This window comes from Burkholderia sp. BCC1047, assembly GCF_902833155.1.
GTDB lineage: Bacteria > Pseudomonadota > Gammaproteobacteria > Burkholderiales > Burkholderiaceae > Burkholderia > Burkholderia sola.
Genome location: NZ_CADFEH010000046.1, coordinates 14,921 through 33,839, shown reverse-complemented (window position 1 = coordinate 33,839; position 18,919 = coordinate 14,921). Strand labels below are relative to the sequence as shown.

The window sequence follows — 18,919 nt, the reverse complement described above, 5'->3', positions numbered from 1 at the left end:
CCCACCGCATAGTCTGCCGCGGCGGTCGCGCAAAACGGCAATTTGCACGCGTGCCGCGCGCGAATACGCGGCAACTGCGGTTTTTGACGGTGATTAAATGATTCTCATTGAACGGTCGCCGATCGTCGTTGCCGGCATGCACAAGAAGGATCCGATGAAACTGGAATCGTACTGGCTGGATACCCGCCCCGCGTTTAGCGCCGGCAGCGAAGGCCCCGTCGAAGGGCGGGCCGACGTCGTCGTGATCGGCGGCGGGTTCACCGGTTTGTCGGCGGCGCTCGCGCTCGCGCAGCGCGGCGTTTCGGTGGTCGTGCTCGAAGCCGCGCAGGTCGCGGGCGAAGCGTCTGGCCGCAACGGCGGCCAGTGCAATACGGGCGTCGCGCAGGACTACGCGTCGCTGGCCGCCCGCATCGGCGCCGCGCAGGCGAAGCAGTTTTATCTCGCATACGAAAGCGCGGTGAAGAGCGTCGAGACGATCGTGACCGAACAGGCGATCGATTGCGATTTCCGGCGCGCCGGCAAGCTGAAGCTCGCCGCGAAGCCGCAGCATTTCGCGGGGCTCGAAAAGACCTTCAACGCATTGCGGCGCGACGTCGATCCGGATATCGAATTGATCGAGCCGTCGCGGATCCGCGACGAAATCGCCTCCGACGGTTTCTACGGCGGGCTCCTGCAGCGCAACGGCGCGCAGATGCACATGGGCAAGTTCGGCGTCGGCCTCGCGCAAGCGGCCGTGCGGGCCGGCGCACGCGTGGTCGAGCACGCGGCCGTCACGCAGCTCGACCGGCTCGACGGCGAGCGCCACCGCGTCACCTGCACCCGCGGCACGATCGTTGCCGACCGCGTGCTGGTCGCGACCGGCGCATCGCAGCACGGGCCGTTTGCGTGGTTCCGGCGACGCATCGCGCCGGTCGGCAGCTTCATCGTCGTGACCGAGCCGCTGCCGGATGCGCAGCTGAACCGGCTGTTTCCGCATCGCCGTGCGTACGTTACGTCGCGCCAGATCGGCAACTACTTCCGCGTGACGCCCGACAACCGGCTGCTGTTCGGCGGCCGCGCGCGCTTCGCGATGTCGAGCCCGCGTTCCGACGCGAAGAGCGGCGACGTCCTGCGCGCCGGCATGGCCGGCTACTTCCCGGAACTGGCCGGCGTGCGGCTCGACTACTGCTGGGGCGGGCTGGTGGACATCACCGCCGACCGGCTGCCGCGCGCGGGCCAGCACGACGGGCTCTATTACTCGATGGGCTACAGCGGCCACGGCGTGCAGATGTCGGTGCACATGGGCCGCGTGATGGCCGACGTGCTGTATGGCGCGGCCGCGTCGAACCCGTGGCGCGAGCTCGACTGGCCGGCGATACCCGGCCATTTCGGGCACGCGTGGTTCCTGCCGCTCGTCGGCGCGTATTACCGGATGCAGGATTTCCTGCATTGAAGCGCGCGCCGGGAGAATTCGACATGACAGTGCAATTCGTTGGCTCGCCGCGTGTCGCGCGGCCCGTGTCGCCGGCGATCGGCGACGTGCTGCGCACGATCGACGCGTCGTTCGCGCAGCCGCTGAACCTCGACACGCTCGCGGCGGTGGCCGGGTTGAGCGTGTCGCGCTTCACCGCGCGCTTTCGCAGCGAAACCGGGCTGTCGCCGCATCGGTATCTGTGTCTCGTGCGGATACGGCGGGCGCAGGACCTGTTGCGCGCCGGTCTCGCGCCGTCGGTCGTCGCGACCGACGTCGGCTTCTTCGATCAGAGCCATCTGTGCCGGCATTTCCGGCGCGTGCTCGGGATCACGCCGCGCGATTACGTGGTTGCCCGCACGGGCGGCGCACCGGTGCGAACGCCATCGACACGCGTGCGCGCCGAACGCCGCGATGCGTCGTGTCACGCGGCGTAAGCACACGCATGGACGACATGCCCCGCTGAGGATTTTCCGGCAGGCGAGCCGGCGAACGACGATTTCCGATATCGCGTGACCGCTTTCGAACGAATCCGTCACGCACTGTACAGGAGCAGAAATGACCGCAGTTTTCGTGTTGCACCGGGCCGACGGCGCACCGTCTTCCACCGCGTTCCGCAAGCAGGCGCTCGGCGCGGGCGATCCGTTCGCGTCGCATCGCGAGATCGCGTGGGAAGGCCCCGACGCGATGGCCGCGGGGCGCATCGGCTTCGTGGGCGAACTGGACGTACCGAGCTTTCCGCACATCGAAACCCTCGTCGTCGTCCAGGGCGAGTTGACGCTCGAAGCGGCCGGGGCCGCACCGCTGGTGGTCGGCCCTGGGCAAGGCGCCGTGATCGGCCGCGGCACCGCGCTGCGCATCGTCGCGCCATCGCCGGTGCTGCTGACGTTCTGCTCGGCAGCGTGCGAGACGCCGACGAAACAAGGCGTCTTTGCGCTGCACGCCGACGCGGACTTCAAACCGTCCGCCACGCTGCCGGCCGAGGTACTGCTCGGCCCCGCGCCGCAATGCCGCAGCGACAACGTGTTCACCGACGACGGCGCCGGGTACTGCGCGGGCACCTGGGATTCGACGCCGTATCACCGGATCGTGCGGCCGCATCGCGCGAACGAGTTCATGTTCCTGCTGGACGGCGGCGTCCGGTTCGCGGCGCCCGACGGCAGCGTGCAGTCGCTCGGCACCGGCGACGCGCTGTTCGTGCCGCGCGGTGCGTCGATCGGGTGGGAAAGCAGCGAACGCGTCGCGAAGTTCTACGTGATGCAGAACGTCAAACCTTCCACCGAACGAGACTGAGCATGTCCCCTCCGCTGCGCCATATCGAAACCTTGTCCACGCCGCCGGCCGCGGCCGACGTCGTCGTGATCGGCGGCGGCATCATCGGCGTCTTCACCGCCTACTATCTGGCCCGCCGCGGCATCTCGGTCGCGCTCGTCGAGAAAGGGCGCATCGGCGCCGAACAGTCGAGCCGCAACTGGGGCTGGTGCCGCCAGCAGAACCGCGACGCGCGCGAGTTGCCGATGGCGAGCAAGAGCATCGATCTGTGGGAACGCTTCGCCGCCGAATCCGGAGAAGACACCGGCTTTCATCGCTGCGGGCTGCTGTATCTGAGCAATGACGAGGCCGAGCTGTCGCGCTGGGCCAGCTGGGGCGAATTCGCGAAGACCGCGGGCGTGACCACATACATGCTCGACAGCAAGCAAGCCGCCGAACGCGGGCGGGCAACCGGGCGGCAGTGGAAGGGCGGCGTGTTCTCGCCGACCGACGGCACGGCCGATCCGGGCAAGGCCGCGCCGGCCGTGGCCGCCGCAGTGATGAAGTTGGGCGGCAGTGTTCACCAGCATTGCGCGGCGCGCGGCATCGAGCTCGAAGGCGGCCGCGTCGCGGGCGTCGTCACCGAGGCCGGCGTCATCAAGACCCGGACGGTCGTGATGGCCGGCGGCGCATGGGCGTCGTCGTTCTGCCGCCAGCTCGGCATTCGCTTTCCGCAGGCGTCGATCCGTCAGTCGATCCTGAGCGTGTCGCCCGTCGACACGCCGCTGCCGGGTGCGATGTACACGTCCGGCGTGTCCATCACGCGCCGCTGCGACGGACGCTACGCATTGGCGATCAGCGGCCGCGCGCGCGTGGACCTGACGCCGCAGTTCCTGCGCTTCGCGCCGCAATTCGTGCCGATGTTCGCGAAACGCTGGCGCAACCTGCTGCCGGGCGGCCTCGAAGGCGTGCGCAGCGGCCATGAAACGTTGAAGCGCTGGCGCCTCGATGCGCCGACGCCGATGGAAGCGGTGCGCATTCTCGATCCGAAGCCCGACATGCCGACGGTCGCCGAAACGTACCGCCGCGCGTCCGACCTGTTGCCCGAACTGCGCGAAGCGAAGATCACGCACGCGTGGGCCGGGTACGTCGACAGCACGCCGGACGGCGTGCCGGGTATCGGCGAAGTGCCGGGCGTGCCGGGGCTGATCCTCGCGGCGGGGTTTTCGGGGCACGGCTTCGGGATCGGCCCGGGTGCCGGGCACCTGATCGCCGATCTCGCGTCGGGTGCGGAGCCGTTCGTGGACCCGGCGCCGTACCGGCCCGGCCGGTTCAGCGAGTCCGCATGGGGCAAGGTCGCGGATTTCTAGTGCAGGGCCGTCGCGCTGATGCGGGGGAAGTCTCCGGACGACGCGCTTCGGTCCGGACCGGCGCGGCGAACGGGCCGCAGCCTCGGCGCGGTGCGATGGACAGCTTGGGAGTGCCTGATGCGTTTCAGTTCCTACTGGCTCGATACGTCGGAGCCATTCGCGAGCAGTTCGCCGACGTTGCATGAAGGAAGTTGCGACGTGGTGGTGGTGGGCGGCGGGATCACCGGTTCGGCCGCCGCACTCGCGCTGGCGAAGAAAGGTGCGCGCGTGATCGTCTGCGAGGCGGGCACCGTCGGGCAGGCGGCATCGGGACGCAACGGCGGCATGTGCAACAACGGCTTCGCGCAAGATTACGCGTCGCTGTCGCAGCGCATCGGCACGGAACTGGCCAACCGGCTCTATCTCGCGTTCGACGCGGGCGTCGACACGGTCGAGCGGCTGGTCCGGGAAGAGTCGATCGATTGCGATTTCGTGCGCCGCGGCAAGCTGAAGCTCGCGGCGAAGCCCGAGCACTACGACAAGCTCGTGCGCAGTCAGGCGCTGCTCGCGGCGAGCGTGGATCCCGACACGCGCGTGGTCACGAAGGCGGAACTGCGCGACGAGATCGGCTCGAACCGGTATCACGGCGGGCTGCTGTTCGGCAAGAGCGCCGGGATGCACGTCGGCCGTTATGTGCGCGGCCTCGCGCGCGCCGCGCAAGCCCGTGGCGCGCATATTCTCGAGCATGCGCCGGTGCTCGGCCTGAAGCGGCAAGCGGGCGGCGCGTACGCGGTGCAAACACCGGTCGGCGACATCCGCGCGCGCCAGGTGCTGCTCGCGAGCGGTATTTCGCAGGTCGGGCCGTTCGGCTGGGTGCGCCGACGGATCGTGCCGGTCGGCGCGTTCATCATCGTCACCGAGCCGTTGCCGAACGACCTGCTCGACCGCTTGCTGCCGACGCGGCGGATGGTCACCGACACGAGGAACTTCGTGAATTTCTTTCGCGTCACGCCCGACAACCGGATGCTGTTCGGCGGGCGTGCGCGTTTTGCCGCGTCGAATCCGCGTTCGGACGAAAAGAGCGGCGCAATCCTGCGGCAGCAGATGGCCGCCGTGTTTCCCGAGCTGGCCGACGTACGCATCGACTACTGCTGGGGCGGGATGGTCGACATGACGGCCAACCGGCTGCCGCGCGCGGGCGAACGCGACGGCGTTTACTACTCGATGGGCTATAGCGGCCACGGCACGCACATGGCCACGCTGATGGGCACGTTGATGGCCGAGATCATGGATGGACGCGCCGACCTGAACCCGTGGAACGGTTTCGACTGGCCCGCGATTCCGGGCCACTTCGGCAAACCCTGGTTTTTGCCGTTCGTCGGCGCCTGGTATCGACTCAAGGACACTCTTCAATGAATTCCCCTGTTGTTCACCTGATGCAAGCCGGAAGGCTCGATCGCTTCTTCATCGACGGCGACTGGGTGCTGCCCGAAGGCGGCGACCGGTTCGCGGTCGTCAGCCCGTCCACGGAAGACACGCTGTGCGAGATTCCGCTGGGCAGCGCGCGCGACGCCGACCGCGCGGTGCAGGCCGCGCGTAATGCGTTTGCACGCTGGTCCGCGACATCACCGCAGGAACGCGCGGCGGTGCTCGACCGCATCCATGCGCTGATGCGCGAGCGCGCCGAGTTGTTCGCCACCGCGCTCGCGCTGGAAATGGGCGCGCCGATCGGCTATGCACGCGGCGCGCACGTGCCGCTCGCGGCCGAACATATCCGCGTCGCACGCGACAACCTTGCGCGCTACCCGTTCATCGAGCGGCGCGGAACGACCGCGGTCGCGCGCGAGCCGATCGGCGTGTGTGCGCTGATCACGCCATGGAACTGGCCGATCTATCAGATCACCGCGAAGGTCGGCCCGGCGCTCGCGGCCGGCTGCACGGTCGTGTTGAAGCCGAGCGAGCTGTCGCCGCTCAGCGCGCTGCTGTTCGCGGAAGTGGTCGCCGACGCGGGCGTGCCCGCCGGCGTATTCAATCTCGTGAGCGGCAGCGGCGAGACGGTGGGCGCGGCGCTTTCGTCGCACCCGGAGGTCGACATGGTGTCGATCACCGGCTCGACGCGCGCCGGCGTGCTCGTGGCGCAGGCGGCCGCGACGACCGTCAAGCGCGTCGCGCAGGAACTGGGCGGCAAGTCGCCGAACATCGTGTTGCCGGATGCGGACCTGTCGCGTGCGATTCCGCCCGGCGTGGCCGCCGCGTTCCGCAACATGGGGCAATCGTGCAGCGCGCCGACCCGCATGATCGTGCCGCGCGCGGTGCTCGGCGAGGTCGAGGCGCTGGCCGTCGCGGCGATGCAAACGCTCGTCGTCGGCGATCCGTTCGACGAGGCCACGACGCACGGGCCGCTGGCCAATCGCGCGCAGTTCGGGCGGGTTGCGCAGATGATCGACGTGGGCATCGACGAACGCGCAAAGCTGATTGCCGGCGGCCCCGGCCGGCCCGCGGGGCTCGACCGCGGCTTTTATGCGCGGCCGACGATTTTCTCCGACGTGCGCACCGACATGGCGATCGCGCAGCAGGAGATCTTCGGCCCGGTGCTCGCGATCCTGCCTTACGACACCGTCGACGAAGCGGTCGCGATCGCGAACGATACGGTCTACGGGCTCGGCGCGCACGTGCAGGGCGCCGACAAGGAACGCGCACGCGCGGTGGCCGCTCGCATCCGCGCGGGGCAGGTGCATCTGAACTATCCGGCATGGGACCCGCAGGCGCCGTTCGGCGGGTACAAGCAGTCGGGCAACGGCCGCGAGTACGGGATCGAAGGGATGGAGGAATACATGGAGATCAAGTCGATCGTCGGCTATTACGACTGACGCAGCCGCAGCGCGCGATTCGCGCAGGCAGTACAGTTGGAAGCCCGCTACATTCCGAAGGTACCGAAATTGGACAACCCCGTGATTCCCGACACATCGTTGCAAACGCATCACGCGCACTGGGCGAAGCTGCGCCGCGACCTGCATGCGCATCCCGAGTTGCGATTCGAAGAACACCGGACGGCCAACGTCGTCGCCCGCGAGCTCGAGGCGCTCGGCTATGCGGTGTCGCGCGGGCTCGGCGGCACGGGCGTCGTCGCGAGCCTGCCCGGCGCGGATCCGCGCCGCGGCATCGTGCTGCGCGCCGACCTGGACGCATTGCCGATCCACGAAGCGAACGATTTCGCTCACGCGTCCTGCACGCACGGGATCATGCATGCGTGCGGCCATGACGGCCATACCGTGATGTTGCTCGGCGCCGCGCGCGTGCTGAAGGAACTGCCGCAGTTGCCGGGCACCATCCATTTCGTGTTTCAGCCGGGCGAAGAGGGCGGCGCGGGCGCGCGCAAGATGATCGACGACGGGCTGTTCGAGCAATACCCGACGGAAGCGGTATTCGGCATGCACAACTGGCCCGGTCTGCCGGCCGGGCATTTCGGGTTGCGTACGGGCCCGATCATGGCCGCGGGCTCGCGCTTCAGGATCACGGTGACGGGCAAGGGCGCGCACGCGGCACAGCCGCATCTGGGCATTGATCCGGTGCCGCTCGCGTGCTCGATGGTGCTGCAGTGTCAGACGATCGCCGCACGGCACAAGGACCCCGTCGACCCGGCGGTCATTTCCGTCTGCATGTTCCATGCGGGCACGACGGACAACGTGATTCCCGACACCGCCGAGCTGCGCGGCACGATCCGCACGCTGTCGTCGGCGTTGCAGCAGAAGCTGCAGCACGACGTGCGGCTCGCGTGCGAAGGCCTCGCGGGGGCCTATGGCGCGCAGGTCGACGTGGAGTTTTTTCAGTACTACCCGGCGACGGTCAACACGCCGGCCGAGACGGCGCTATGCGAAGCGGTGATTCGTGACACGTTCGGCGACGAACGCCTGTCTCCCAACGTGCCGCCGAACATGACGTCCGAAGACTTCGGTTTCATGCTGGAGGAACGGCCGGGCGCGTACGTGCTGATCGGCAATGCGCAGGACGGTGCGAGCGCACCGTCGCTGCATCACCCGAAGTACGACTTCAACGATGACATCATTCCGGCCGGCGTCCGCTATTGGGTCGCGCTGGCGCAGCATTACTTCGCGCGATCGCCGTGATGTGTCGCAGCGGCGTTGAGACCGGCTGACGCCTGGTTGATCGGGCGTCAGGTCTGGGGAACGCGAGCTCCCGGATCGTCGGGCGTCCACGCCAGCCGGCGAGAACCGTGCAATTCATCGCCGCTTCGATGTGATCGCCGCCTATTTTTCTGACGTGCCGTGTCGCACGCCCCACCAATCAAGAGGACTGCTTGATGAACCAGGAACCTGAAGTGAAGGAGCAACGCGCAACGTCGGCACTTCACTACCGGAGATTCACCGCGGCGGATGTCCCCGCCGCCCACGCCCTTTCCATCGCACTTCGCTGGCCGTTCCGGGCGGAAGACTGGCAGTTTTCCGCGGAAACGTCGACCGCGTTCGCGGCCGAGGAAAACGGCGTGGTCATCGGCACGGCGATGTGCTGGAAGTACGGTGCGGATCGCGCGGCGATCGGGCATGTGATCGTGTCCGACGCGCATCAGGGCCGCGGAATCGGCCGCAAACTGATGGAGACGCTCCTGGACGAACTCGGCCCTCGCATCACGTTTCTGCACGCGACGCCGGCCGGTCGGCCGCTCTACGAGAAACTGGGATTCGCCGTGTGCGGCTCGCTGGGCCAATATCAGGGGAACGTGGAGCGGCCCGCCGCCGTTGCCGTGCCCGAAGGCGAGCGGCTGCGTGCGGGTTCGCCGGCCGACTGGCCGCGCCTGGTCGAACTCGACGCGCGTGCGTCCGGCCTCGAACGCGAAGCGCTGTTGTCCGCGTTGCAGAAGCGGGGCGAAAGCGTCGTGCTCGAACGCGACGGCGAGATCGTCGGGTTTTCGGTGCTGCGGCGCTTCGGTCGCGGTGACGTGGTCGGTCCGGTGGTCGCGCCGCGTTCGAGCGACGATGCGCACGCGAAGGCGCTGATCGGCTACTGGCTGACGAAACGCGACGGCGAATTCGTGCGTATCGATGTGCCTGACGGCAGCAGTTTGCCGGACTGGTTGAGCGAACAGGGACTGAAGCAGGTGGATGCCTGTTCGAAGATGGTTCGCAACGCGCCGGCCGCCGCGCACGACGGTGCGGCCGACCCGACATTCGGGCTGTACGGGCTGGTCAGTCAGGCGATGTTGTAGCCGTCGGCCGCCGCGCACGTCGCTCCGCCACGTGATCGCGTCGCCGGCGACAGCATGGCGATCGCGACGAACCGGCCGCGCGCGCGGCCGGTTCAACCGCTTGGCGACTGCCTGCACTGCCGCCTGACGCATGAACGTTCGGCATCGCACTCAACGCGCGAGCGCGGCCACGAAGTCGCGATACGTCCGCAGCGGCCGGCCGAGGATCGCGGTCAGCCGCTCGACGTCGCCGGCTTCCGGCACCATCCCGTCGCTGACGTAGCGCTCGGCCATCAGCCGCATTTCGTACGCCATCCATTTCGGCATGAACGTCGCCAGATTGTCTTGGAACGGCGTCGGATCGTCGCCGCCATACGCAACCGGACGGCCAAGCGTGTCCGACCAGATCGACGCCAGTTGCGTGCCGGTCAGCGTGTCGGGGCCCACCAGGTTGATGGTGTCGACCGGCAGCTTGCCCGGCGCATCGTTGCGGCGGATCAGCTCGATCGCCGCGACTTCCGCGATGTCGCGCACGTCGACCATCGCGACGCCCTTGCCGCCGATCGGCATCGGATACACGCCGTGCCCGACGATCACGTCCTTGACCATCGATTCGTTGTCCATGAAATACGCGGGCCGCAGGATCGTCGCGCTGAAGCCCATTTGCTCGATCATCCGCTCGGCGCCGAATTTCACCGCGAAGTGCGGCACGTTCACGAAGCGGTCGGCGTGCAGGACCGACAGATAGACGACGCGCTCGATGCCCGCTTCGCGGGCCAGGTTCAGCGCGATCAGCGCCTGCGTGAATTCGTCGCCCGCCACGCCGTTGAGCAGGAACAGCGTGCGCACGCCGGAGAAGGCTGCCCGCAGCGCGTCGACGTCGAGCATGTCGCCCTGCGCGACGGTCACCGCCGCCGGAAAATCGGCCTTGGCCGGATCGCGCACCAGCACGCGCACGTCGGCGCCGCGATCGACGAGTTGACGGACGACCTGGCGGCCAATACGGCCGGTGGCGCCGGTAACGAGAATGGTCATGATGTTCACTCCTGAGATAACGATGGGATTGACTGCCCACGTAAGTTAGGTGATCCACCGATGATCCGGAAGATGTGATAAATAGACATATCGTCTCACTGGTGGAACACATGGACCTGCTCGCTCTCGCCGATTTCAATCTCGTCGCCCGCCATGGCAGCTTCGGGGAGGCCGCGCGGGTCGCGGATCGCCCGAAGGCGACGCTGTCGCGCCGCGTCGCGGAACTGGAGAACAGCCTGTCGCTGCGTCTGTTCGAGCGCGGCTCGCGCGGCGTGAAGCTCACGCAAGAAGGGCGCGCGCTCTACGAGCGGACGGGCGCGCTGCTCGCGGAGCTGGCCGACAGCGCGTCGGCGATCGCAGCGGGGAGCGAGCGGCCGCGCGGCCGGCTACGCATCAGCGCGCCGATGCTGTTTTCCCAGTTCGCGATGGGGAAACTGGTGGCGACGTTCGCGCTGAGATACCCGGACGTCCGGCTGGAGGTGACGACCGAAGACCGGCCCGTCGACATGATCGAGGAAGGGTACGACCTCGTGATCCGCGTGAACCCGGACCCCGACGAGAGCCTGATCGGGCGCGTGTTCCTGCGCGACCGGCTGGTCGTCGTCGCGCGGCCCGAGCTGGCGCGGCCGGGCGGCGATGCGCCCGCACCGGCCGTGGTGCGCGGCTCGAACGACACGCGCGCTGCCTGGGAGGTCATCGGGCCGGCCGGGACGGCGCGCATCCCGATCGACCCGGTGGCACGGCTGTCGTCGCTGAGCATGGTGCGCGATACGGTCCGCCTCGGCCTGGGCGCCGCGTGCCTGCCGGCGTCGCTCGTGAGCCGCGACCTGGCCGCCGGCACGCTCGTCAGTTGGGGCGACGTGCCGGCGTCCGATATCGCGCTGTGGGCGCTGTATCCGTCCAGGCGGTTATTGAGCACGCGCGTGTCCGCGTTTCTCGATCACCTGAAGGACGAGTTTCCGTCAGGTGAGCCGGAAGAACTGGCCGCGTATATCGAACCCGGGCAGTGAAACGGCCACGGTCGCGGCAGCGTACGCGCGTCGCCGCGATGTCCTGAGCGGAATGCCGTCGCGATCGGCAGCGCGCGTGCCGCCGTCCGTCCCGATTCGAACCGCCGCGTTCACGCCGGCTCGGGCTGCGCGCAACACACGCGATTCCGGCCTTCGCGCTTCGCGCGGTAGAGCGCCATGTCCGCCTGGTGCGTCAGCGCGAGCATGGACGCATGTCGCGCGCGCCGGCCGGTCGCACAGCCGATGCTGACGGTGAAAGCCGGCACGGTTTCCGCAAACCCGTCGAGCCGGTTGCGTTCGACTTCGCGGCGAATCGCTTCGGCGACCCGCGCGGCGCCGCTTTCATCCGTATCGGGCAATACCGCGACGAATTCCTCGCCGCCGTAGCGCGCGGCGAGGTCGCCGCGCCGCCGCGTATGCGCGCGGATGCATTCGGCGAGAAAGCGCAGCGCGGTGTCGCCTTGCGCGTGCCCGTGGCGGTCGTTGTACTGCTTGAAGTGATCGGCGTCGATGAACAGCACCGACAGGGTGCCGCCGCTGCCGCGCTGCAGCCGCTCCCATTCGTCGACCAGCGCGGTATCGAGCGCGCGACGATTGCGCAGGCCGGTCAACGGATCGGTACGCGTGAGATCGGTCAGCAGCGTCTGCTTGCGGAAATTGTCGCGCAACGCGAAGGCCAGCAGCCAGACCACCGCACCGAACAATGCGCAGATCACGGATGCCGACACGCCGACCGTCCACGACAGGCGCCGGATGCCGGCCAGCACGTCGTTTTCGGCCGGCGCGACGACCGCGATCAACGGGGTGCCCGGTATCCGCTGGTAGGTATACAAGCGCACGATGCCGTCGATGCTCGAACGCGCGGGATAGAAGCCGGATTCGCTGTTTACCATCCGCTTGAAGGATGTCGAGCGACGCAGGAGGTTCATCTGGCCTTCGTTCAACGACGGGTTTCTCGCGAGGATCGTGCCGTCCGCCCGCACGATCGCGCTGACCCCGTTCGGCCCGACATCGAGGCGGGACAGCAACTGCTCGAAGTAGGTGAGATCGACGGCGACGACCGCGATCCCGTCGAATGCATGATCCGGCCGCTCGATGCGTCGCGACAGCGCGATGGATTCCTTGCCGCCGCGCGAGCGTGCGCGATAGGGCTGGGAGACGTAGAGTCCGACGTTGTCCGCATCGCGATGGACCTTGAAGTAGTCGCGATCGGCGAAGTCCCAGCGGTGGGTCGTGCTGCAGCACCCGTCGGTCAGCCGGCCGCTACTGTCGGTCACGCCCATGCCGGTCACGTATTGCGCGGCGGTGCGCTCGAACAGCAGGTCGTGCCGCAATCCGGCGTCCATGCGCTGCACGGCCGGCTTGCCGAGGTCGGCCGCCAGCGCGATCAGCGCGTTGTTCGACGTTTCGACCGTCCTCGCGATCTGGCTCGCGAGCACGGCCGCGACGTTGCGCGACGTCTCGTGCGCATGCTCGACGACTTCGCTGCGCGCGACCCACAGCGTCACCGCGCTGATCGCGAGCGCCGCGAGCGACATCAGCGTGCCCAACGCGCCGACGACGAACGGGTGGCGTCCGGCCCAGTCGGCGATTTTCTCGATCGAAGTGAATGCGGGCATGCTCGCGCTCGTTTTCAGATGCCGGCTGCAACTGCGCCGGCGCGGATCCAATCCCTGTTAACGGCACGGTTAATGAAAAATCGAGGCCGGCATGGCCGCCCGTCGACAGCCCATCCACGCCCTCGGACCGACGCGACGACGCAAACGTGTGCGGCCATGCGGTCATGCGGTCATGCGGCGATACGGCCCGGGCGCGGCCGGCTCCTCGCAGATCGCGTCGATTGATAACTATCCTGCATCAATCGTTCCAAAGATTGCACTTATCGTTTGATCGATACCGCGCCAACATGCCGGAAAACGACAATCGATCAGCCCCTCCCGCGTATTCCAGGATTTTCAGGAGACACCCAGATGCACCCCTCGTCCAGCCTTCCGGCCGAACGCTCGAAGGCCGCCGCGATCTTTCGCGTCACGGCCGGCAATTTTCTCGAGCAGTTCGACTTCTTCCTGTTCGGCTTCTACGCCACGCAGATCGCCAACGTCTTCTTCCCCACGCAAAGCGAATTCGCATCGTTGATGATGACCTTCGCCGTGTTCGGCGCCGGCTTCCTGATGCGCCCGCTGGGCGCGATCGTGCTGGGCGCGTACATCGACGAGGTCGGCCGCCGCAAGGGCCTGATCGTCACGCTGTCGATCATGGCGAGCGGCACCATCCTGATCGCGTTCGTGCCCGGCTACGCGACGATCGGGCTGCTCGCGCCCGTGCTCGTGCTGATCGGCCGGCTGCTGCAGGGCTTCTCCGCGGGCGCGGAACTGGGCGGCGTGTCGGTCTATCTGGCCGAACTCGCGACGCCGGGCCGCAAGGGCTTCTTCACGAGCTGGCAATCGGCGAGCCAGCAGGTGGCGATCGTCATCGCGGCGGGCCTCGGCTTCGCGCTCAATCAGTGGCTGAGCGCATCGCAGATCGGCGCTTGGGGATGGCGCGTGCCGTTCTTCGTCGGCTGCATGATCGTGCCGTTCATCTTCATGCTGCGCCGCAACCTGGAGGAAACCCAGGAGTTCAAGGCCCGCAAGCATCGTCCGGGCATGAAGGAAGTGTTCGGTACGCTGGTCCAGAACTGGGGCGTCGTGATCGCCGGCATGATGCTGGTCGCGATGACCACCACGAGCTTCTATCTGATCACCGTCTACGCGCCGACCTTCGGCAAGACCGTGCTGCATCTGAGCACCGCCGACAGTCTGCTCGTGACGCTGTGCGTCGGCGTGTCGAACTTCGTGTGGCTGCCGATCGGCGGGGCGCTGTCCGACCGGATCGGCCGCCGGCCGCTGCTGGTCGGCATGACGATGCTCACCGTCGTGACCGCCTATCCGGCGCTGTCGTTCCTCGCTCACGCGCCGTCGTTCGTCAACATGCTGCTCGTCCTGCTCTGGCTGTCGTTCATGTACGGGATCTACAACGGCGCGATGATCGTCGCGCTCACCGAAGTGATGCCGGTGCAGGTGCGCGTCGCGGGCTTCTCGCTCGCGTACAGCCTCGCGACGGCCGTGTTCGGCGGCTTCACGCCGGCCATCTCGACCGCGCTCATTCACGCGACGGGCGACAAGGCCGCACCGGGCTACTGGATGAGCTTCGCCGCGGTGTGCGCGCTGCTCGCGACGTTCGCGCTGTATCGTCACCGCACGGCGACGTTGACGCCCGCGCATTGATGTCCGGCCGATCCGCAACGTTCATTCACACCCACGCATCCGCACGACCCCGACCATGAGAAACCTGCTCCTGAAATACTGCGCGACCGCGCTCGTCGCCACCGCGGCCGTCGCGGCCAACGTCCAGGCCGCCGAACTGCACGTGATGAGCTCGGGCGGCTTCACCGCCGCGTACAAGGTGCTCGGCCCGCGGTTCGCGTCCACGACGGGCAATACGCTCGCGACCGCGCTCGGCCCGTCGATGGGCAAGTCGCCCGAAGCGATTCCGAACCGGCTCGCGCGCGGCGAGCCCGCCGACGCCGTGATCATGGTCGGCTACGCGCTGGACGATCTGATCAAGCAGGGCAAGGTCATCCCCGAATCCCGCGTCGATCTGGCCGACTCGCGCATCGGCATGGTCGTGCGCGACGGGGCGGCCAAGCCCGACATCAGCACCGCCGACGGCCTCAAGCAGGTGCTGCTGCACGCGAAATCGATTGCCTATTCGGACAGCGCGAGCGGCGTGTACATCGAACGCGAACTGTTCAAGAAGCTCGGGATCGAGGAACAGGTGAAGTCGAAGGCGAAGATGATCCCGCGGATTCCGGTGGCGTCGGTCGTCGCGAACGGCGACTACGAAATCGGCTTCCAGCAGGTCAGCGAGCTGCTGCCCGTCAAGGGCGCAACCTTCGTCGGCAAGATCCCCGAATCGCTGCAGTCCGTCACGCGCTTCGCCGCCGGCATCCCGGTCGGCGCGCAGCATCCGCAGGAAGCGAAGGCGCTGCTCGACTATCTTGCGTCGCCCGACGTGCAGGCCGACGTGAAGTCGACCGGCCTGGATTCCGTGTCCGCGCACTGAATCCGATCGACGGGAAGGCGCGCATCAGATCGTCTTCCCGTCACGCCCGCCGCCGCCGTCTGCCGCGGCACTGCCTTCATCGGCCGCGTCCGGCAAGGCCGGCCCGGCCGCCGCGAGCCGCTGCACCAGACGCGCCCGGTCGCACGCACCTTCCCACACCGACACGAAAATCACCGCGCACGCGTTGCTGATCACGCTGGTCAGCGCGCGCGCCTCCGACATGAAGCGGTCGATGCCGACCAGCAGCGCGACCCCGGCGACCGGCAGGTCGGGCATCACGGCGAGCGTCGCGACCAGCGCGACGAGCCCGCTGCCGGACACGCCGGCCGCCCCTTTCGACGTGACCAGCATGATCGCGAGCATCGTCGCGACCTGCGGCGCGGAAAGCGGGACGTCGCAGGCCTGCGCGATGAACAACGCGGCGAGCGTCAGATAGATCGCGGTGCCGTCCAGATTGAACGAATAGCCGGCCGGCAGCACGAGCCCCACGACGCCCTTGTCGCAGCCGAGCGCTTCCAGCTTGACGATCAGGCGCGGCAGCACCGGCTCCGTGGACGAGGTCGCGAGCACGATCAGCAACTCCTCGCGCAGGTAGCGCAGAAGCCGCCACAGCGCGAAGCCGTGCAGTCGCGCGAGCGGGGCGAGCACCAGCGCGACGAACAGCGCGCAGGCTACGTAGAAGCACACCATCAGCTTCGCAAGCGAGCCGACCGAGCCGATCCCGAAGCGGCCCACCGTGAACGCCATCGCACCGAATGCGCCGAGCGGCGCGAGCCGCATGATCATCGCGAGCACGCGAAAGACGACCTGGGCGATGCCGTCGATCAGCGCCAGCACAGGCCGGGCGGCGCGCGGATGCGCATTCAGCGAGAAGCCGAACAACAGCGACAGCAGCAGCACCGGCAACACTTCGCCGGTCGCGAACGCGCCGAGCATCGTGTCCGGGATCACGCCGAGCGCGAACGCCACCAGGCTGCGCGGCTCCGCATGCTTCGCATACGGCGCGAGGATGCTCGCATCCAGATGACGGACGTCGATGTGCATGCCGGCGCCCGGTTGCAGCACGTAGGCGGCGACGAGCCCGAACGCGAGCGCGGCGGCCGTCAACAGATAGAAAAGCGCCAGTGCGCGCACGATCGTGCGGCCGATGGCCCGCCCGTTCGACAGCGACGTGATGCCCGACACGATCGTGCAAAAGACGATCGGCGCGATGGTCATCTTCACGAGCGCGACGAACGCGTCGCTGAGCGGCTTGAGCATCGCGCCCGCCGCCGGCCACACGTGACCGATGCCGATGCCGAGCATCATCGCGAGCAGGACCTGCACGTAAAGCGATTTGAACAGCCGGGTCCACCTCACGATGCAGCCTTCCTTCGTTTCCGTTCCGTCGTCGTCATGCCGATGTGCCGCTGGCGGCGTCGCCGCGCTTCGCGTCGACGATCATCCGGTGAAACGCCTCGGCGGCCGGCGTCAGCGAGCGGCCGCGCCGCTTGACGATGCCCACGCGCCGCTTCACGGCCGGCTCGACGAGCGGCACGCTCGTGAGGACAGGATGGTCATGCCCCGGCATCGCCATCGACGGCACCGCGGCGACGCCGAGCCCGGCCTCGATCAGCCCGAGCAGGGTCGTGACGTGGCGCGCCTCGCAGACGCTCGGCTTGCGCGGCGCGACGGCCGCCAGGGCCTGGTCGAGCAGCAGGCGATTACCGGACGTCTTGTCCACCGACACGTAATCGTGCTCGTAAAGCTCGTTCCAGGTCACGCGCTTCTTGCGCGCGAGCGGGTGGTCGCGGCGACAGGCGGCGACGAACCGCTCCTGGAGCAGCACCTTGAACTCGACCTCCGCCTCCTGGCTGCCGATGAAGCTCACGCCGAAATCCGCCTCGCCGCTGATGACGGCGCCCAGCACTTCGTTGGCGCTGGCGTCGAGCAGCTTCACCCGGATGCGCGGAAAGCGCTGATGATAGCGGGCGATGATGGGCGGCAGGAAATAGTAGGCGACCGACGGCACGCACGCGATCGTCACATGGCCCAGGCGGCTCGACGACACGTCGCGGATGCCAAGCAGCGCGGCGTCGAGATCGTCGAGCAGCTGTTCGGCACTCTGCGCGAACACGCGGCCGACGGTGGTGAGCGCGACACGGCGCGTGGTGCGCTCGAAGAGCCGCACGCCGAGCGCGTCTTCGAGCTTGTCGATCCGGCGGCTCAACGCAGGCTGGGAGAGGCTGACCGCTTCGGCCGCTTTGCGGAAACTGCCGGTTTCCACGACCGCGCGAAACGCCTGCAAGTCCGTCAAATCGAAATTGATGCCCACCGGTCAAACTCCGCCATTCAGATGCGCAGCATTTTGCATGATTCCGTGGGCGTCATGCGTGTCGCGTCGTCGATGCCGCCGCGTTGGCGCGGCGCGGTGTGCGGCACGGCCGGCCGGAATCGCGCGGGCCGAGCCGCGAATCGGGCCGCCCGACGCCGCTTCCTGATGTACCGTATCGCTTTTGGGCGGGTAATGCGCCAGCGCTGGCGCAGCGCCGGGCCGCTCTCTTCAACGGATTCCAGCATGCGCATTCCGCCGCTCAAGGCCATCATCGCGTTCGAAAGCGTCGCCCGGACCAAAAGCGTGAACCGCGCGGCGGAAGAGCTCGGCCTGACTGCATCCGCCGTCAGTCATCAGCTCAGCAATCTCGAATCGCAGATCGGGCAGCCGCTGTTTCAGCGTTCGGGGCGCGGCCTCGTCCTCACGCCGACCGGCGAACGCTACCTGGCCGACGTCACCGGCTCGCTCGCCGACCTGAGCCGCGCGACCGAGCGCGCGTCGAGCCGAACCGAGGTCGATATCCTGCGCGTGCATTCGAGCCCGAGCTTCGGGCTGATGTGGCTGCTGCCGCGGCTGTCGTCGTTTCAGGAGGCGAACGGCGATATTCAGCTGAACCTCGCGTGCTCGTACGAAAACGTGTCGTTCTCGAACGGTTTCTACGATATCGACGTCCGGCACGGCTACGGCAACTGGGACAACCTCGAGGTCCGGACCGTGCGCGGCGAGTTCATCGCGCCGCTCGCGTCGCCGCGCTATCTCGAACGGCATCCGGTGAACGCGCCGGACGACCTGCTCGCGCACCGGCTGATCTATTCCGAAACGCCGCTGGTCCAGTGGAAGCAGTGGTTCGGCCGGACCGGCGTGCCGCTGGCGGCGCAGAAGACCTTCGATTTTTCGTTCGACCGTTCGTACATGTCGCTCGAAACCGCCGCGCTCGGCCTCGGCATCGCGCTCGAAAGCCTGATGCTCGCGTCGGTGAAGATCCGCGAAGGGCTGCTGGTGCCGGTGTTCGGCGACGCCCATGCGGTCGAAGTCGGCGCGCATCATCTCGTTTACCCGCGGCAGAACGCGGAACTGCCGCGCGTGAAGCGCTTCCTTGCGTGGATCGAGCGGGAGGTCGCGGCGCACGGCGGGGCGAACTGAGCGGCGCGTCCGCCGGCGCATACGGGATTTTGCGTCGCAGCATCGGCGGCCCGCGCGCCG

General features: G+C 67.9%; 17 protein-coding genes. 12 read left to right on the top strand and 5 right to left on the bottom strand.

All coding sequences use genetic code 11. The annotated features are described in order from the left end of the window. Positions 1-97 precede the first annotated feature (97 nt). The 8 genes from HWX55_RS32295 (at position 98) to HWX55_RS32260 (ending at position 9,274) form a co-directional block, all read left to right on the top strand. Positions 98-1,432 (top strand): FAD-binding oxidoreductase, encoded by a 1,335-nt coding sequence (locus HWX55_RS32295; RefSeq protein ID WP_175978666.1) that lies wholly within the window; start codon positions 98-100, stop codon positions 1,430-1,432. 23 nt (positions 1,433-1,455) lie between these two features. Then, positions 1,456-1,887: an AraC family transcriptional regulator gene (locus tag HWX55_RS32290; protein WP_175978665.1), complete on the top strand. Its 432-nt coding sequence runs from the start codon at positions 1,456-1,458 to the stop codon at positions 1,885-1,887. A 121-nt stretch (positions 1,888-2,008) separates the two neighbouring features. Continuing rightward, positions 2,009-2,743, top strand: coding sequence for a cupin domain-containing protein (locus HWX55_RS32285; protein ID WP_175978664.1), 735 nt, complete (start codon positions 2,009-2,011; stop codon positions 2,741-2,743). 2 nt (positions 2,744-2,745) lie between these two features. Continuing rightward, the gene (locus HWX55_RS32280) at positions 2,746-4,071 is read left to right on the top strand and encodes an FAD-binding oxidoreductase (RefSeq protein WP_175978663.1); all 1,326 of its coding nucleotides are present in this window, start codon (positions 2,746-2,748) and stop codon (positions 4,069-4,071) included. A gap of 117 nt (positions 4,072-4,188) precedes the next feature. Continuing rightward, entirely contained in the window at positions 4,189-5,466 is a 1,278-nt protein-coding gene (locus HWX55_RS32275; RefSeq protein ID WP_175978662.1) for an FAD-binding oxidoreductase, read from the top strand. Continuing rightward, positions 5,463-6,920: an aldehyde dehydrogenase family protein gene (locus HWX55_RS32270; protein WP_175978661.1), complete on the top strand. Its 1,458-nt coding sequence runs from the start codon at positions 5,463-5,465 to the stop codon at positions 6,918-6,920. Before HWX55_RS32275 ends, HWX55_RS32270 begins: the two co-directional genes overlap by 4 nt. A 69-nt stretch (positions 6,921-6,989) precedes the next feature. Next, positions 6,990-8,177, top strand: a complete 1,188-nt coding sequence (locus HWX55_RS32265; protein WP_175978660.1) for a M20 aminoacylase family protein — start codon at positions 6,990-6,992, stop codon at positions 8,175-8,177. Positions 8,178-8,371: 194 nt separating this feature from the next. Continuing rightward, positions 8,372-9,274, top strand: a complete 903-nt coding sequence (locus HWX55_RS32260) for a GNAT family N-acetyltransferase (RefSeq protein WP_175978659.1) — start codon at positions 8,372-8,374, stop codon at positions 9,272-9,274. A gap of 150 nt (positions 9,275-9,424) precedes the next feature. On the opposite strand, the gene HWX55_RS32255 is transcribed toward HWX55_RS32260, so the two are convergent. After that, positions 9,425-10,288, bottom strand: coding sequence for an NmrA/HSCARG family protein (locus HWX55_RS32255; protein WP_175978658.1), 864 nt, complete (start codon positions 10,286-10,288; stop codon positions 9,425-9,427). Positions 10,289-10,398: 110 nt separating this feature from the next. Here HWX55_RS32255 and HWX55_RS32250 point away from each other — a divergent pair, with 110 nt between their 5' ends. Continuing rightward, positions 10,399-11,298 (top strand): LysR family transcriptional regulator, encoded by a 900-nt coding sequence (locus HWX55_RS32250; RefSeq protein ID WP_175978657.1) that lies wholly within the window; start codon positions 10,399-10,401, stop codon positions 11,296-11,298. Positions 11,299-11,408: 110 nt separating this feature from the next. Here HWX55_RS32250 and HWX55_RS32245 read toward each other — a convergent pair whose 3' ends face one another. Next, a complete protein-coding gene (locus tag HWX55_RS32245; protein WP_175978656.1) occupies positions 11,409-12,917 on the bottom strand; it encodes a GGDEF domain-containing protein in 1,509 nt (502 codons plus the stop codon). Positions 12,918-13,268: 351 nt separating this feature from the next. On the opposite strand from HWX55_RS32245, the gene HWX55_RS32240 reads away from it, so the two are divergent. Both HWX55_RS32240 and HWX55_RS32235 read left to right on the top strand, forming a co-directional pair. Further along, complete coding sequence (locus tag HWX55_RS32240; RefSeq protein ID WP_175978655.1) at positions 13,269-14,564, top strand: MFS transporter; 1,296 nt, start codon at positions 13,269-13,271, stop codon at positions 14,562-14,564. 55 nt (positions 14,565-14,619) lie between these two features. Continuing rightward, complete coding sequence (locus HWX55_RS32235) at positions 14,620-15,402, top strand: substrate-binding domain-containing protein (RefSeq protein WP_175978654.1); 783 nt, start codon at positions 14,620-14,622, stop codon at positions 15,400-15,402. Positions 15,403-15,426: 24 nt separating this feature from the next. On the opposite strand, the gene dctA is transcribed toward HWX55_RS32235, so the two are convergent. From dctA to HWX55_RS32220, 3 genes are read right to left on the bottom strand one after another with little or no spacing between them, the layout of a single operon-like run. After that, the gene (gene dctA, locus HWX55_RS32230) at positions 15,427-16,761 is read right to left on the bottom strand and encodes a C4-dicarboxylate transporter DctA (protein ID WP_175978653.1); all 1,335 of its coding nucleotides are present in this window, start codon (positions 16,759-16,761) and stop codon (positions 15,427-15,429) included. A gap of 34 nt (positions 16,762-16,795) precedes the next feature. Continuing rightward, the gene (locus tag HWX55_RS32225; protein WP_175978652.1) at positions 16,796-17,716 is read right to left on the bottom strand and encodes a LysR family transcriptional regulator; all 921 of its coding nucleotides are present in this window, start codon (positions 17,714-17,716) and stop codon (positions 16,796-16,798) included. A 17-nt stretch (positions 17,717-17,733) separates the two neighbouring features. Then, positions 17,734-17,961: a hypothetical protein gene (locus HWX55_RS32220; protein WP_175978651.1), complete on the bottom strand. Its 228-nt coding sequence runs from the start codon at positions 17,959-17,961 to the stop codon at positions 17,734-17,736. Here HWX55_RS32220 and HWX55_RS32215 point away from each other — a divergent pair. Then, positions 17,960-18,859 carry a LysR substrate-binding domain-containing protein gene (locus HWX55_RS32215; protein WP_175978650.1) on the top strand — a complete coding sequence of 300 codons (900 nt, stop codon included), beginning with the start codon at positions 17,960-17,962 and terminating at the stop codon, positions 18,857-18,859. The genes HWX55_RS32220 and HWX55_RS32215 overlap by 2 nt on opposite strands. Positions 18,860-18,919 lie beyond the last annotated feature (60 nt).